A 16,066-nucleotide genomic window follows, 5' to 3' on the forward strand; every position below is an offset into this window, starting at 1 on the left:
TGCCGGAACCATTCAATGCTCGGTTTTCACTATGCGATGCCCATTCAGGAAGAGTGTTACACGAAGAATCGCCAAGGACACATGGGTTAATACCTCTGAGATAGCCAAAATGACTTCAGCTATGACCGCCCTTCATGCGCGCCGGGATTTGCCCCTCTCGCATAACGACTTATTGCCCGGGGCCAATGCCCGATCGCCAGTAAATGAGCCATCAGCGATTCCTCACGTAGAGGGCATTGCCCCCATCAACGTGACCCCGGCTGACTTGAAAAGTGACCGGCAAGCAAGTGAGCAACACCTTCAGTTGATTCATCAGTTTCGAGCACTGAATCAGCAGGTCCAGGCACTGATGGATCAGCAGCCGACACTTGCGAGCGTCATTGAGCAACAACTCGCCGCGGCGCTCTACAAACAGACGCCGCTGGACGTCACTAAACTGTATTTTCATCGCTATCACACTGATGAGCAGGGGCGACGGACATTGCTCTCTGTAGAGCCTGCCACTGAGGCGCTCTTTAACGCGCTCAAGACGTCCAAGGGGCTCGGTGGCTCAGACGCCTCTACAAGCCCCGCCTCCACAGACTCCGGTTTTTATCTGGGGCGCGCGCCGGCCGAACGCGATAAAGAGCTGGACGCTGCCGGCAGCCTGCTGTCGATTGCCCAAGCCATCGAAAAAGAGCTGCCCTCCAGCCTAGCCCGATTCTGGACGGAAACACGCCCTGGCGAAGCGATCCCTGAGGCACGGCAAAGCGAGTTACTGCGTATTCAACGGCAGATGTTATCTACCCTTGCAGCGCTTCAGGTAGAAGAAGGCACAATGCTCCCGGCCGCCAAAGCGCTGATCGACCAAGCGATTGAGTACCCGACTCTGGCGGCGCGGGAAAGCGCTATGCCGGATGGGGAGCGGCCCGGGGTGTATCCGCTCAAGCTTGATACGCCAAAGCCCGACGGTACGTTGATGGCAGGTGCCTTTTTGATCACCCGTAGTGATGGTTCGTCGACACAGCGCCCGTTCAATAACGCGGACACCAACAGGGCGCTATCGCCCAGCGAGCAACACGGCCTCACGGTGCTTTATACCCCCCGCGATGGCTATGAGGTATTCGACAGCCCGGCCAAAGCCCTGCAAGCCTGGCGCCAGCGCCTCAGCGACAACACCTATGCCGCGCAACAGGCCAAGCAGAGTTTGCCCATTTCGGTTGAGCAAAACCTCATGCCTGGTTGGGAAAACGCACTGAGTCAAACCCTTGTTCCACTCACCACAGACGTCATTGCCGCCGGCGTGCCGCAACTGCTCGAACGTCAGCAGGAGCAGGTAAATGCCGAACTGCAAGGGCTATTCGGCGGCGGTGGCCGTGAAGCCGAAACGGACCCCTGGCAACGACCGCAAACGCTCAAGAACTTGGAGCAGGCGTCTACCCTGGCGCCCCATTTTGGCGCCGACAACGTTCTGCGGGCACGCAATGAGAAGCTGCAGGAGCGTTTGAGCGAGCAGGACAATCGTCAGGTGATGCAGCAACGCAAGGCGAACCGCAGCAACTGGCAGTACTTGGCACAACAGCTTAACCAGGCCGGCCAGGCGCTACCGGAAAATGCCACGCCGCAGGACATATCGGCCCTCTTGAACAGTACGCCGATGAGGATTGCCCCGGACTCTGCTCATTACCAGTCATCTGTCCGCGAACCGGGCAAGTCGATCAGCCTGGAGGCATTCATCAACGAAAATGACTTGCCTCTGCCCAAGACCCTGGACGAGCTGTTTTCCCTGGCGCAAACGGCAACGGCAAGGGCCCAGCAGCACCCGTTAGGCAATTTCGGCGGCGGCCTGTCCTGGCCGATTCCTATGAGTGCCCTTGAGCAGCAGACGGTGCGGGCCGTCGCCAGCGACTATAACGCCAGCACGCAGATGGGGCTGCTGGACTACCTGAACAAGCGCCAACCGCTCTCTCAGGAAGTATTGCAGGATCCGGTGAAGACCCTGGAAGCCCTCGTTGGCTCCCCGCAAGGGCATGCGCTGGGACGAGCGATGCAAGCCAACGTGGGTGGCATCTCCACCGACATCAGTGTCAATGACTATACGCTGGCACTCATGACTCTGGCGCTGGACCCGGAGTCTCTCACCAGGCCGCATCGAAATTGGGTAGCCGGTTTCAATCTGACCGACAAAAAGTACTGGGGTCGACCCTTCTCGGTCATAGTCGAGGGTCTGAGCCAGCACCTGATTGAAACCGGGCGCGTATCACCGACGATGGCCAAAGCGGGTGCGCACCTGTTGCTGATGCGGGCAGCGCCGCAATTACTGGTCAAAGATATTCCTGACGGCGTGGTATACGGCAGCCTGGCGTGGGCAAACCTTTGCATTGCAGTGGCCGCAATCGAAGCCCAGTCCCCCGGCAGCGTTGCCCATATGACCTTTGCCGAGGTGATGATCGCAGCCGACGCTCGAGGCCCTGCTCCCGAGTCTGCGCAAACAGGGGTATTGCTCAACTGGGCCGTGTCTCACAACATTCTCGACCTGAAGCAAGACCTGCTTTACACCCAGGATGACATCAACAAAGCGCAAACGGCCTTCAACCATCAGCAAATAGAACTGCAAAAAGCCTCCACGTTATTGGACACGCCCTTGCCAAACCGTCGAGAGATGGCGTTGGCGTTGCTCCGAAAAACGTTCGGCGACAACGTATCATTCGAGGAACCAAAGTTCGTCAAACCCGAGTCCCTCGCGTCCTATGTTGGCGATGCGTCCTATATTCCTCAAACGCGTTATTCAATGCTCGATCTCGTCATGGAAGGCGTGAGTCTGGATAACAGCTGGGAAAACATTATAGAGGGCGACGGTATTGATCTGGACACGTTCATCGCGTTCACTAAACGCCCGGAATACGCTATAAAGAAAGCGTTTGATGAGGCATTTTCAACGGTAACGGCCAACCATAAGACTGTCAAAAAGCTATCGATTATTAATGCCTTGAGCAATCTTCCGCCTGAGGATAAGAAAGTTCTCAGTTTTGGAGAGATTCAATATTACCAAGAGAAAAGCTATAAAATTGGGACGGTTAGCGATACGCTGTTTCATACGAGCAAAAAGATAATAGTGACCGCAAAATACAACGGCACTACCAGTAAGTATGAATTCGATACGGAAAAAGGCCTGATTAAAAAACTGGGTGATATTCCGGTTCCGCGCAAGCCTGAGTACATTCAGAATGAGGTTTCTAAAGTCGAAGAGTTTTTCCCTGATAAAAAATTAACCAAGGCGGTTGATCTCGGCAATACGGTTTTAAAGTTTGTCCCGTTTGGTCAATTTGCGGAACAAGGGGATGACTCTAAACGAGCGCCTCTTGATGAAGCCAGGCCGCCCACTCCCTCTGCACCTTATCTGTTTCGCGACGAACGAGCGCATCATATTGCCGATTCGATTGTTAAAGCGCTGAACCTCGATGATCCGGCCATTCTGAAAAATGCCATGGGAATGACCTCCCTCGAGAAAGATAAGGAGCAGGCAGGCGCTGTTGTTGACTTTCTTCTCGACCTTATTCCCTTCCGATCGGCAATCGTCAACTTTATAGACGGAAACTATAGTGAGGGAATCACGGATGTTGCATTTGACGTGCTCGGTTTTATCACCGCGGGAGTCGGCGCCGCCGCCAAAGCCGGGAAAGTGCTGGCCAAAGGGGGCAAGGCGCTGAAAAAAGGCTTAAAGGTCACTAAAATAATGGGCACTACCCTGTTAAGTGAGCTCAACCCGTTTAGCGGTGTCGGCGACTTGATCAGGGGGGGCGGGAAAGTGGTCGCAGAGGGCTTCGGCCATCTAAGAAACAATCTGCGCTCCTTCAAGACGACTTTAAGCTCACCGGAGTTGATCAACCTCAGTAAGCGTTATGATGCGGTAGCCAACGGTACCTTCAAGGTGGGCGAGCAGACCCTAAACGGACCAGCGGTGTTCCAGAATGGTAAATGGAGCCTCTATGACCCCCTCAGCGGTCGCCCCTATGGTACGGCAACAGATTTCAAGCCCGAGCTCGCTGCAATCAAAGGGGAAATCAAAGGATTCTCTGATTATCTATCGTGGCAAAGTATAGCAAACACGTTGGCGCCGCCTGTGCCGCCCAACATGAACTTTCGCGCTGACTACACTACGGCGATAGCCGAGGCAAAAAGTAAAGACCCCACCACGTATTCCAGGGGGTGGAGAGAGTTAAACCCGCAAGCCGTCTATGGCTACTCTCCAGCGATGACGATCGAGCAGTTAAAACGTCTAGCCGTCGCCCAGCCTCGTACGCCGGCTCAACTCGGCAGCCTGACAAAACGAATAGAAGATCTGAAAGACCTGCCTGATAAGTTTAAAATGGCCCATCTCAATGCGGCCATCATTGATAAAGAAGGCTATGCGAAAGGGTATCGCTCAGCGCGGCCGGACGGGTTGGACGAGTTGACGGAAAAGTTGACTCTCGATCAGGTCGCAGAGCTGGCTATCGTACCCGGACGCACATCCGAACAAATGGGTTACCTGGTCAGGCATATGGAAAAAATTAGAGAACAGGCGAGCAAGCGAAACTTTAAACGTTTCAGCGAAGACATTGGCTTTAAAGACGCCCGCCCGCCTATTGTGATCAAAGGTATTCCGCAAGGGTTGTACCTCAGTCGAGCTGACTTGTTGTCGGAGGGTGAGTGTGCGGCGCTGTCTACGTTGATGGCAGAAGCCCTCAAACAGGGCAAACACGAGATCTTTCTTGAGAATCTAAGCCAAGCGATGCGCCCCGTGCCTACGCGCGATGAGATTGCAGAGTTGCGAAAACTGGACCCGGCGAAAGCCGATGCCGAACAACTGCGCGCCACTCAAGTCGACAACTTCCGTAGTAAGCTGAGCCGGCTTCAAGAGAAAATCGAAACTAAATATCACCAATCTAGTGAACTTAAACAGGTTCCCTACACCGCTATCATTTCCGATTTGGCCAATAGCAGCGAAACCAAAACCTTGTTAATCAGCAGCCCTGACCATGGTTTCATGGCCCGTGTGGTGGTTGATCCGAATGGCAACAAGACATGGTTCTATTTTGACCCTAACTACGGTCTTGCGATATTCACCGACGAGGCGCAGATGAAAGCTGCCCTGGAAATGACCTTGAGAAAAGGCCAGAGCAAGGCAACGCTGTCGCACTTCGAGGGTAGGTCTGGCTTGCCTGAGTACCAAGTGTCGGTGCTTAAAGATTCGCAGGTAAATCCCAACATCGCCTCGGTGCCTGGGGGGATTTCCGACGTGTTCACACCTCTGTAAATCACACAGTGGGTCAAAAGGTGGCAGTGCAATGGTCGATGTGCTCTCGATCATTAATCTGGCACCTTGTGTGATTACCCGATAAGGCCCCTGTAAAACCCGCATAAACCCACTCTTTACGCCGTCTTTACGCCCCACACAGCCCCTCGCTCTCGTTCCTTTACACCGCTCCTGCGGACAATGCCCCCACACGCGGCAATCGCCGCACGAAGGGGGAGACTTCCATGAGCGTTCTGGACGGGGTGTCACTGCTATTGGCCGTGGCGCTGTTCATTTATCTGCTGGTTGCGCTGTTACGCGCGGATCGGAACTAGGAGCGGGCTATGCACAGTTATGACTATTGGCTGATCATCGCCTTCTTCGCCGTGGTACTGGTGCCGGCACCGTTTCTGGGGCGGTTCTACTACAAGGTGATGGAAGGCCAGCGCACCTGGCTCACGCCCGTATTGGGGCCTGTTGAAAAGGCCTGTTACCGCCTCTCGGGCGTGGATGCGCAGCAGGAACAGAGCTGGCAGAAATATATGCTGGCCTTGCTCGCGTTCAATCTGGCGGGCTTCTTGTTGCTGTTCTCGATCCTGTTGTTCCAAGGCTCCTTGCCACTGAACCCACAGAAATTGCCGGGCCAGGAATGGACCCTGGCGTTCAACACTGCCGTCAGTTTCATGACCAATACCAACTGGCAGAACTACAGCGGCGAGGCGTCCTTGAGTTACCTGAGCCAGATGGCCGGCCTCACGGTGCAGAACTTCGTCAGTGCGGCGACCGGCCTCGCGGTCCTGGTTGCTTTATGCCGTGGGATAGGGCGCAAATCTGCCCAGACCCTGGGCAACTTCTGGGTCGACATGACCCGCGCCACCCTCTACGGCCTGCTGCCGTTGTGCCTGGTGCTCGCACTGTTTCTGGTGTGGCAGGGCGTGCCGCAAACCTTCGCCCACTATGTGGATGCCGTCACGCTGCAGGGCGTGGACCAGGTGATTCCCTTGGGGCCGGCCGCCAGCCAGATTGCGATCAAGCAACTGGGCACCAACGGCGGCGGCTTCTTCGGGGTGAACTCGGCGCATCCGTTTGAAGACCCGACCGCCTGGGCCAATCTGTTTGAAGTGGCCTCGATCATTCTGATCCCGGTGGCGTTGGTGTTTACCTTCGGCCACTACGTCAAGGACCTGCGCCAGAGCCGTGCGATTCTCGCGTGCATGTTGGCGCTGTTCCTGATCGGCGGCGCGACGTCGCTGTGGTCTGAGTACCAGCCCAACCCAACCTTGAACAACCCGGCGGTGGAGCAAACCGCACCGTTGGAAGGCAAAGAAACACGCTTCGGCACCACCGGCACCGTGCTGTGGTCGGTGACCACCACCGCGGCCTCCAACGGTTCGGTCAACGGCATGCAGGACAGCCTTAGCCCCCTGAGCGGGATGGTGGCACTGGTGAACATGATGGTCGGCGAAGTGATCTTCGGCGGTGTCGGTGCGGGCATGTACGGCATGTTGCTCAACGTGTTGATTGCAGTGTTTCTCTCCGGCCTGATGATCGGCCGCACCCCGGAATACCTGGGCAAGAAACTCCAGGCCAAGGAAGTGCAATTGCTGGTGGTGACCCTGCTGGTGATGCCGGTCGGCGTATTGGTGTTGAGTGCCATCGCTGCCAGCTTGCCCGGCCCGGCGGGCGCCATCAGTAACCCTGGCCCCCATGGGTTCAGCCAGTTGCTCTATGCCTACACCTCGGCCAGCGCCAACAACGGTTCGGCGTTTGCGGGCTTGGGTGGCAACACTGCGTTCCACAACTTGATGCTCGGCCTGGGCATGCTGATCGGCCGTTTCGGCTACATCCTCCCGGTACTGGCGCTGGCCGGTAGCCTGGCGATGAAGAAGGCCGCACCGATTGGCCAGAACAGCTTCCCCACCCACGGTGCGCTGTTCGTCACCCTATTGACCGTGACCATTTTGCTGGTGGGCGGCCTGACTTTCCTGCCGACACTGGCGTTGGGCCCCATCGCTGAACACCTGAGCATGGGCTTCTAGTTAAGGGATATGAACATGAATATGCCTGCAAAAAACGCGGCCCCGGTCAAAACCCAGGAGCCTGCCAAAACCGCAATCTCTGCGCTGTGGCGCCCGGCGCTGGTCCAGGCCTTCGTTAAGCTGGACCCACGCCAACTGCAACGCTCGCCGGTGATGCTGGTGGTCGAACTGACCGCCATCCTCACCACCGTGCTGTGCTTTGTGCCCGATACCACCGTTCCAACGTTTGTCGCCGTGCAAATCGCCGTATGGCTGTGGTTCACCGTGCTGTTCGCCAACTTCGCCGAAGCCTTGGCCGAGGGACGTGGCAAGGCCCGTGCCGACAGCCTCAAGGCTGGCAGCGAAGGCTTGAGCGCGCGTCGCCAGGAGGCCGATGGCAGCTTCAAAATGATACCGGCCACCAGCCTGCGCAAGGGCGATGTGGTACGCGTGGCGGCGGGGGAAATGATCCCCGGTGATGGCGAGGTCGTCGAAGGTATTGCCGCTGTGAACGAAGCGGCAATCACCGGCGAATCCGCCCCGGTCATCCGCGAGTCTGGCGGCGACCGTTCGGCCGTTACTGGCAACACGCGGTTGGTGTCGGACTGGCTGCTGATCCGCATCACCGCCAACCCGGGCGAGTCCACCCTGGACCGCATGATCGCCCTGGTGGAAGGCGCCAAACGCCAGAAGACCCCCAACGAAGTCGCGCTGGATATCCTGCTGATCGGCCTGACCATGATCTTCCTGCTGGTGGTGGTGACCCTGCAGCCGTTCGCCCACTTCGCCAATGGCAGCTTGCCTTTGGTGTTTCTGGTCGCACTGCTGGTGACGCTGATTCCTACCACCATTGGTGGCTTGTTGTCGGCCATCGGCATTGCCGGCATGGACCGCCTGGTGCGTCTCAACGTGATCGCCAAGTCTGGCCGTGCCGTGGAAGCGGCGGGGGACGTGCATGTGTTGTTGCTGGACAAGACCGGCACCATCACCTTCGGCAACCGTCGTTGCTCGGCCGTGGTCGCGGCGCCTGGCGTCAGTGGCCGCGAATTGGCCGAAGGCGCGCTGCTGGCGTCGCTGGCCGATGACACGGCGGAAGGCAAGTCCATCGTTGAATACCTGCGCGCCTTGCACCCGCAGGCCGAGCCGAGCCTGGATGCGTTGACTGCCGTACCTTTCAGCGCCGAGACCCGTTTGTCCGGTGTCGACTACCAGGGCCGCGTGTTCCGTAAAGGCGCGGTGGATTCGCTGCTGGCGTTTATCGGCCAGCAACGCAGCGATCTGTTGCCTGCGCTGTCGCGGGAAATCGACAAGATCGCCCAAAGCGGCGGCACGCCCTTGCTGGTGTGTGCCGATGGCAAATTGTTGGGAGCGATCCATCTCAAAGACGTGGTCAAGCCCGGTATCCGCGAGCGTTTTGCCGAGTTGCGCAAGCTGGGGATTCGCACCGTGATGGTCACCGGCGACAACCCGCTGACCGCCGCCGCGATTGCCGCTGAAGCGGGGGTGGACGACGTGCTGGCCGAAGCCACGCCAGAGAAGAAACTCGCGCGTATTCGCCATGAGCAGAACGATGGTCGCCTGGTCGCCATGTGTGGCGACGGCGCCAACGACGCCCCGGCGCTGGCCCAGGCTGACGTCGGCATGGCGATGAACGACGGCACCCAGGCCGCACGCGAAGCCGCCAACATGGTCGACCTCGACAGCGACCCGACCAAGCTGCTGGACGTGGTGCAGATCGGCAAGGAGTTGCTGGTGACTCGCGGCGCGCTGACGACCTTCTCCATCGCCAATGACGTGGCCAAGTACTTCGCGATCCTGCCGGCGCTGTTCGCCTCGATCTACCCGCAACTGGGCGTGCTCAACATCATGCACTTGCAGAGCCCGCAGAGCGCGATCCTTTCGGCCATCGTGTTCAACGCGCTGATTATTGTGGTGCTGATCCCCCTGGCCCTGCGCGGCGTGCGCGTACAGGCCGCGAGTGCGGCGGCGTTGTTGCGGCGCAATCTGCTGATTTACGGGCTGGGCGGGCTGTTGGTGCCGTTCGTGGGGATCAAGGCCATCGACATGCTGCTGACCGCGCTGCACCTGGTCTGACCTGTCCGCTGATCGTTCCCACGCTCCGCGTGGGAACGCCGCCCCGGACGCTCCGCGTCCCACCGCACCACTGAATTGAGGAGTCTGAAATGTCCAACATCATCCGCCCAGCCCTGAGCCTACTGGTACTCATGACCCTGATCACCGGCGTGGCCTACCCGTTGGTAGTCACTGGCGTGGCGCAAGTGGCCTTCCCCGACCAAGCCAACGGCAGCCTGGTGCGCGACGCCAGCGGCAAGGTGCGCGGCTCCAGCCTGATCGCCCAGGACTTTACCGGCGACAGCTGGTTTCACCCACGCCCTTCAGCTGGCGCTTTTGCCACAGTGTCCAGCAGTGCCAGTAACCTGGGCCCGAGCAATCCGGCCTTGGCGACTCGCATAGCCGAGGAGGCCAGCAAGCAGTCAGTGCCGGGCCAGGGCCCGGTGCCACTGGCCTCGCTGACCACCTCCGGCAGTGGCCTTGATCCCCACTTGCCACCGCAGGCGATTGCCTATCAACTGGCGCGAGTAGCGGCGGCGCGAAATGTGCCGGTGTCGACCTTGCAGCGGTTGCTGGATGAGCACATCGAAAGCCCGTTGGTTGGCCCGCCCGTAGTAAACGTCCTGGCCCTCAACATGGCCCTGGAACAACTCTAACCCCCTGTAGGAGCGAGCTTGCTCGCGAAGGTCGTCAACGATGACGCGTGCGTCCAGAATAAACGCGGCGCTCTGGAGTTTTTCGCGAGCAAGCTCGCTCCTACATTAATTATCGAAGGACCACAGCATGAGCGACGCCGGCCGCGCCGATGCCCTGTTAGCCGATTTGCCCCGGGACGGCCGTGGCCGGCTCAAAGTCTTCCTCGGCGCCGCGCCCGGAGTGGGCAAGACCTACGCCATGCTCCAGGCCGCCCACACCCAACTGCGCCAGGGCGTACACCTGATCGCCGGGGTGGTCGAAACCCACGGCCGCGCCGAGACCGAAGCCTTGCTCAGCGGCCTGCCGCAACAACCGCTGTTGCGCAGCGAATACCGTGGCGTGATGCTTGAAGAAATGGACCTCGACGGCCTGATCGCGGCCAAGCCAAAGCTAGTGCTGGTGGACGAACTGGCCCACAGCAATGCCCCCGGCAGCCGCCATGAAAAACGCTGGCAAGACATCCAGGAATTGCTCGCTGCCGGCATCAACGTGTTCACCACGGTCAACGTCCAGCATCTGGAAAGCCTCAACGATCAGGTGCGCGGCATCACCGGCGTACACGTGCGCGAAACCTTGCCGGACTGGGTGCTGCAAGAGGCCGACGAACTGCTGCTGATCGACCTGCCGTCTCGCGAGTTACTTGAGCGCCTGCGTGACGGCAAGGTGTATGTGCCCGAACAGGCGCGTGCGGCCATCGATGCGTTTTTCACCCAGACCAACCTCATGGCCCTGCGCGAGCTGGCCATGCAAACCGCCGCCGCCCACGTCGACGATGACCTGGCCCAGGGCTACCGCCAACTCGGCCAGGCCGCGCCAGCGGTGCGCGGGCGTTTGCTGGTTGGCGTGGATGGCGATGCCCAAGCCGAACGCCTGGTGCGCCATGCCAGCCGGGTGGCCCAGCGTCGGCATTTACCCTGGAGCCTGGTGCACATCGACAACGGCCGTGCGCGGGATGAGCAATCGCGCCTGCGCCTGCAAAACGCCCAGCAACTGGCAGAGCGGTTGGGCGGGGAAGTGGTGTTGCTGCGCGCCGGGGAGGTGGCCAAGACCCTGATCCAGCATGCCGCCGAACGCCGTGCCAGTTTAGTGCTGGTGGGGCAGTCGCGGATGCGCTGGCGGCGGCGTTTGTTCGGTGGCGGCTTGGCCGCACGCCTGTTGCGCAATGCCCGAGGTTTGGAAATCAACGTCCTCGACAGCGATGACATGCCTGCACCGCCACGTCTGCCCGATGTGCGCGGTTTGGTGTGGTTCGATTACGCCTTGGCGGTGGTGGCGACCCTCGCCGCTACGGCGGTGGCCTGGGCCGTTTCCAGTGCGTTGGCGCTGCCGAACATCTCGTTGGTGTTTCTCGCCGCCGTGCTGTTGGTGGCGGTGCGCAGTAGCCTGGGGCCGTCCCTGGTGTGTGCGGCACTGTCGTTTTTGACTTACGATTTTCTGTTTATCCCGCCGAATTTTTCCTTCGCTATTCAGCGTGAAGAGGACGTGCTGACCCTGCTGTTCTTTCTGTTGATGGCGGCGTTGACCGGCAACCTCGCCGCACGCCAGCGTCGCCAGTTGCAGGCGTTGCGCGATACCCAGGAAGAAACCAGCGAACTGCTCGACCTGTCGCGCAAGCTCACCGCTGCCACCGACCGCCAAGCCGTCATCAGCGCCGCCGCCCACCATCTGCAAGGTTGGAACGACCTCGACTTGTGCCTGGTCAATCGCGACGGCCAAGGCGGCTGGAAGGTCGAGACCGGTGGCCCGTTGACCCTCACCGAAGCCGAACGCGCCGCCGCCGATTGGGCCTGGCAGCATGATCAGCCAGCCGGCATGGGCACCGGTACCTTGCCGTTGGGGCGTTGGTGGTGGTGGCCGCTGTCGGGTGAAGAGGGGCCCTTGGGGTTGCTCGGTGTCAGTGCCAAGCCTGGCCTGGAATTGAGCGGGCAACGTCGGCGCTTGCTCACCGCGTTGAGCCAACCGCTGGCCCAGGCGCTGGCGCGGGCACAGCTGGGGCAGGAGTTGGAATCGGCGCGTCTGCACGGCGAAACCGAACAACTGCGCAGCGCTTTGCTCGCCTCGGTGTCCCACGATTTGCGCACGCCGTTGACGTCCATGCGCGGCAGCATCGACAGCCTGCTGGCCCTTGGTGAAGCCATCCCCCTGGAGGATCGCCGCGAGTTGCTTGAAGGCACCCGCGATGAAGCCGAGCGCCTCGACCGCTATATCCAGAACCTGCTGGACATGACCCGCCTGGGTCACGGTGCGCTGAAACTGGCACGCGACTGGGTGTCGCCCGGCGATATTGTCGGCAGTGCCGTTGGGCGATTGCGCGCCGTGCTGGCGCCGTTGCAGGTGAGCACCGATGTGCCCCCGGAACTGCCTTTGTTGTATGTGCATGCGGCGTTGATCGAGCAGGCCCTGGTCAACGTGCTGGAAAACGCCGCACGGTTTTCGCCGCCCCAGGGCCGCTTGCAATTGCGCGCGGGCGTGCAGGATGAGCAGTTGTTTTTTGCCGTGGCGGATGAAGGGCCAGGGATTCCCGAAGAGGAGCGTGCGAAGATCTTCGACATGTTCTACACCGCCGCCCGCGGTGATCGCGGCGGGCAGGGCACCGGCCTTGGCTTGGCGATCTGCCAGGGTATGGTGGGCGCGCACGGTGGGCATATCAGCGTGGCCGATGGCATTGACGGGCGGGGCACCTGCATCACTTTGTTTTTACCACTGCCCACACAACCCGCCTTGGAACACAACCTGTAGGAGCGAGCTTGCTCGCGAAGGTCGTTAACGATAAAGATGGCTTCCTGAATGCACGCGGTGCCTAGAGGTTTTTCGCGAGCAAGCTCGCTCCTACAGGAGGGGGGATTTTTTAATGGGTTTTAATGAGACACCATGAGCCAGACCGCGACGATTCTTGTCATTGATGACGAACCGCAGATCCGCAAATTCCTGCGCATCAGCCTGGCTTCCCAAGGCTATAAGGTAATCGAAGCCGGTACCGGCAACGAAGGCCTGGCCCAGGCGGCCTTGAGCAAACCGGATTTGCTGGTGCTCGACCTGGGCCTGCCCGACATGGACGGCCAACAGGTGCTGCGCGAGTTTCGCGAATGGTCCACGGTGCCGGTGCTGGTGCTGTCGGTGCGGGCCAGCGAAGGTCAGAAGGTCGAGGCCCTCGACGGTGGCGCCAATGACTATGTAACCAAACCGTTCGGCATCCAGGAATTTCTCGCCCGTGTGCGTGCGCTGTTGCGTCAGGCACCGGCCGGAGAGGCCCAGGAAGCCGCCTTGAGTTTTGGCCCGCTGACCGTAGACCTGGCCTACCGCCGTGTCCTGCTGGACGGCGCGGAAGTGGCGCTGACCCGCAAGGAATACGCAGTGCTGGCGCAACTGGCCCGGCATCCGGGGCGGGTGATTACCCAGCAGCAGTTGCTCAAGGACATCTGGGGGCCAACCCATACCGAGGACAGCCACTACCTGCGTATCGTGGTGGGGCACCTGCGCCAGAAGCTGGCAGATGACCCGACTCAGCCGCGGTTTATCGTGACTGAGGCGGGGGTGGGGTATCGGTTGCTAGGTGTCTGAATCTGTGGTGCCTGCGCTGGCGCCATCGCAGGCAAGCCAGCTCCCACAGTTGAAATGCATTCCCCTGTGGGAGCCGGGCTTGCCCGCGATGAGGCCATCCGCAACACCCACACGCTCAACTCTGTTCGCTTTCATACCGATCCAACGTATCACTGGCAATCTCCCGCCCCAACGCAATCAACTCCGGCGCTTTATAGAACTCGAAAAACCGACACACCCGCTTCGGCACGTTGATCAGCACATCCGGCGGGTACCCAGCGATCTTGTATTGCGCCAATGAGGTTTGCATCACCTCGAAACTCTGGTTGATCAGGTCCAGCAGCGAGGCCGGCCCGACGTTGTCGATGATGAATGAGCCGGTCGCCGACTTCGGCGCGCCGGCTTTCTCCGGCGCCGCGGCAGGTTGTTGGGCTTCGGGTTCGGCAGACTCCAGCCACGGGTTGATCTCGGCGGCCTGGGCCTGCAAGGCCTCCTGCTCCAGCTTCATCAACTGCTCGGCCTGCTTGCGGCGAAATGGCAGATGCGAGCCCAGGGACTTGGCCAGGCTGTTGAAGCGGCTCTTGAACGCGGGCGGGCGCTGGATCACCGGTAATTGATAGTGCTTCTGGTTGGTGGCATTGAGGTTGACCGCAATGATCAAATCGCAATGGCTCGACACCACCGGCACGATGGGCAGCGGGTTGAGCAGGCCGCCGTCCACCAACATGCGGTTGCCCTGCATCACCGGTGTGAACAGGCTGGGGATCGCCGCCGAGGCGCGCATGGCCTGGTGCAGGCAGCCTTCCTGGAACCAGATCTCCTGTTGGTTGGTGAGGTCGGTGGCGACGGCGGTGTAGGGGATGCGCAGCTCCTCGATATTGATATCGCCGACAATCTTGCGGATTTGCCCGAACACCTTCTCACCGCGAATCGCTCCCAGGCGAAAGCTCACATCCACCAGGCGCAATACGTCGAGGTAGTCCAGGCTTTCGATCCAGTTGCGGTACTCGTCGAGCTTGCCGGCGGCGTAGATCCCACCCACCACGGCGCCCATGGAACAGCCGGCGATACAGGCGATGTCATAGCCGCGTCGTTCGATTTCCTCGATCACCCCGATATGGGCGTAGCCCCTGGCCCCACCGGAGCCCAGCACTAAGGCAACACGTTTCTTCATGGCCAGATCCTTCGCAAAACAGGGGCCCACAATGCACCCATCAAGGGGCCTGCTTCAATCCTTGCTGACAGTGCGTAATATTTTTCCAGGCTGGCGATCAGGCTCGGGTATGCTCTGGCAATAGGTACTACTGATTTCAGGCTAAGGACAAGGCACTTTTCCCTGTAGGCAACGTCTACAGGCTACGACTGAATTTGTATATTTGAGGTGTCATCAATGAAAGCCTGGATCTGTGTGCCTGTGATCGTGTTGGCCTTGGCTGGCTGTGCCGGGAAAACCGCGTATCGCGACAGCTGCGGCTCGCAACTGGATGCCGCCTGGAAAGAACTGGACCTGGCCAAGGCCGAAGGCTTTGCCGGCACTGTCAGCTACTCCAAGGCGTTGTCGCTGTTGACCGGCGCCAAGACTCAGCAGCAATTCGAGGCGTTCGAGGGTTGCTCCAACAAGGCCCAGAAGGCGCGGTTCTACATTCGTGAGTCTCGCGCCGGGCGATGACCCCGCGGCGGGCAGGATTTTTCATCGGAAAGTGAGGGCAGGATGTCAGCGTTGGTCAATCAGTTAGTCGCTCAGGTCATTGGCCTGGAAGTAGGGTTACTGAGCTGCCAGGCTCGCCTCGCCGCCGTCACTGACGATGAAGCCCTGCATGATTTGCGCACCACGGTACGCCGCCTGCGCAGCCTGTTGCGCCCATTGCGTGGGCTGCCTGGTGTCGAACAGCTTGAATTGGCCGCCAGCACGGTTGGCCAACTGACTACGCCGCTACGCGACCGAGAGGTGCTGGCGGCGTATTTGCATCAGCACGGGCATCACGAGGCAGCTGATCGGCGCCTGCGTCTGCAGCCCGAGGCTTACCGCCAAGTGGCGCAAAGCCCGGAGCTGGCGCACTTGCTGCTCATCCTGGATGCATTCCCGCGGTTTATCCGCGCATCCCAGCACCAGAAACTGCTCAAGGGCTTGCGCCCACGCATCCAGAAACGCCTGGCCAAGCAATGGCAGAGACTCGATGAGGCCCTGAAGAATCCCGATCATGATCGCCACCGGCTACGGTTGCTGATCAAGCGTGTGCGCTATGCCGCCGAGGCGTATCCGGAGTTGGACAAGTTACCCGCCAACGCCCTGTCGCATTTGAAAAAAGCCCAGGGTGCGCTGGGTGACTGGCATGACTGTTGGCAATGGCTGGCCCAGGCCGGCCACGAGCCAGACCTGCAACCCTGCGTAGCGGTGTGGCAGCGCACCATGCTCAAGGCGCAAGGCAAGGCCGATCGCGTGCTGGATAAACTTAGCGCCGAGTGTTTTTAAACCGGTCCG

Annotated in this window: 10 protein-coding genes; 9 read left to right on the forward strand and 1 reads right to left on the reverse strand. The window is 59.9% G+C overall.

Features of this window, described 5'->3' with window-relative positions; translation table 11 throughout:
* Positions 1-121 precede the first annotated feature (121 nt).
* The 7 genes from HU731_RS24325 to HU731_RS24355 all read left to right on the forward strand — a co-directional run bounded on the left by HU731_RS24325 (position 122) and on the right by HU731_RS24355 (position 13,605).
* Positions 122-5,278, forward strand: a complete 5,157-nt coding sequence (locus HU731_RS24325; RefSeq protein ID WP_186606102.1) for an Mcf1 protease effector domain-containing protein — start codon at positions 122-124, stop codon at positions 5,276-5,278.
* A gap of 224 nt (positions 5,279-5,502) precedes the next feature.
* Complete coding sequence (gene kdpF / locus HU731_RS24330) at positions 5,503-5,592, forward strand: K(+)-transporting ATPase subunit F (protein ID WP_003218754.1); 90 nt, start codon at positions 5,503-5,505, stop codon at positions 5,590-5,592.
* A 9-nt stretch (positions 5,593-5,601) separates the two neighbouring features.
* Positions 5,602-7,296 (forward strand): potassium-transporting ATPase subunit KdpA, encoded by a 1,695-nt coding sequence (gene kdpA / locus HU731_RS24335; protein ID WP_186606103.1) that lies wholly within the window; start codon positions 5,602-5,604, stop codon positions 7,294-7,296.
* Between the two features lie 9 nt (positions 7,297-7,305).
* Entirely contained in the window at positions 7,306-9,369 is a 2,064-nt protein-coding gene (kdpB, locus tag HU731_RS24340) for a potassium-transporting ATPase subunit KdpB (protein ID WP_437180725.1), read from the forward strand.
* A gap of 89 nt (positions 9,370-9,458) precedes the next feature.
* A complete protein-coding gene (gene kdpC / locus HU731_RS24345; protein ID WP_186606111.1) occupies positions 9,459-10,004 on the forward strand; it encodes a potassium-transporting ATPase subunit KdpC in 546 nt (181 codons plus the stop codon).
* 127 nt (positions 10,005-10,131) lie between these two features.
* The gene (locus tag HU731_RS24350) at positions 10,132-12,783 is read left to right on the forward strand and encodes a DUF4118 domain-containing protein (protein ID WP_186606112.1); all 2,652 of its coding nucleotides are present in this window, start codon (positions 10,132-10,134) and stop codon (positions 12,781-12,783) included.
* Positions 12,784-12,915: 132 nt separating this feature from the next.
* The gene (locus tag HU731_RS24355) at positions 12,916-13,605 is read left to right on the forward strand and encodes a response regulator (RefSeq protein WP_186606115.1); all 690 of its coding nucleotides are present in this window, start codon (positions 12,916-12,918) and stop codon (positions 13,603-13,605) included.
* 115 nt (positions 13,606-13,720) lie between these two features.
* Here the strand turns inward: HU731_RS24355 and HU731_RS24360 are convergent, their stop codons facing one another.
* Positions 13,721-14,758 (reverse strand): patatin-like phospholipase family protein, encoded by a 1,038-nt coding sequence (locus HU731_RS24360; RefSeq protein ID WP_003189836.1) that lies wholly within the window; start codon positions 14,756-14,758, stop codon positions 13,721-13,723.
* A gap of 216 nt (positions 14,759-14,974) precedes the next feature.
* Here HU731_RS24360 and HU731_RS24365 point away from each other — a divergent pair, with 216 nt between their 5' ends.
* Together HU731_RS24365 and HU731_RS24370 are read left to right on the forward strand one after the other, a co-directional pair.
* On the forward strand, positions 14,975-15,253 hold the full coding sequence (locus HU731_RS24365; RefSeq protein WP_186606117.1) for a hypothetical protein: 279 nt from the start codon (positions 14,975-14,977) through the stop codon (positions 15,251-15,253).
* A 42-nt stretch (positions 15,254-15,295) separates the two neighbouring features.
* Entirely contained in the window at positions 15,296-16,057 is a 762-nt protein-coding gene (locus tag HU731_RS24370; RefSeq protein ID WP_186606119.1) for a CHAD domain-containing protein, read from the forward strand.
* The last annotated feature ends 9 nt before the right edge of the window (positions 16,058-16,066 follow it).

Source organism: Pseudomonas salmasensis (genome assembly GCF_014268375.2).
Lineage (GTDB): Bacteria > Pseudomonadota > Gammaproteobacteria > Pseudomonadales > Pseudomonadaceae > Aquipseudomonas > Aquipseudomonas salmasensis.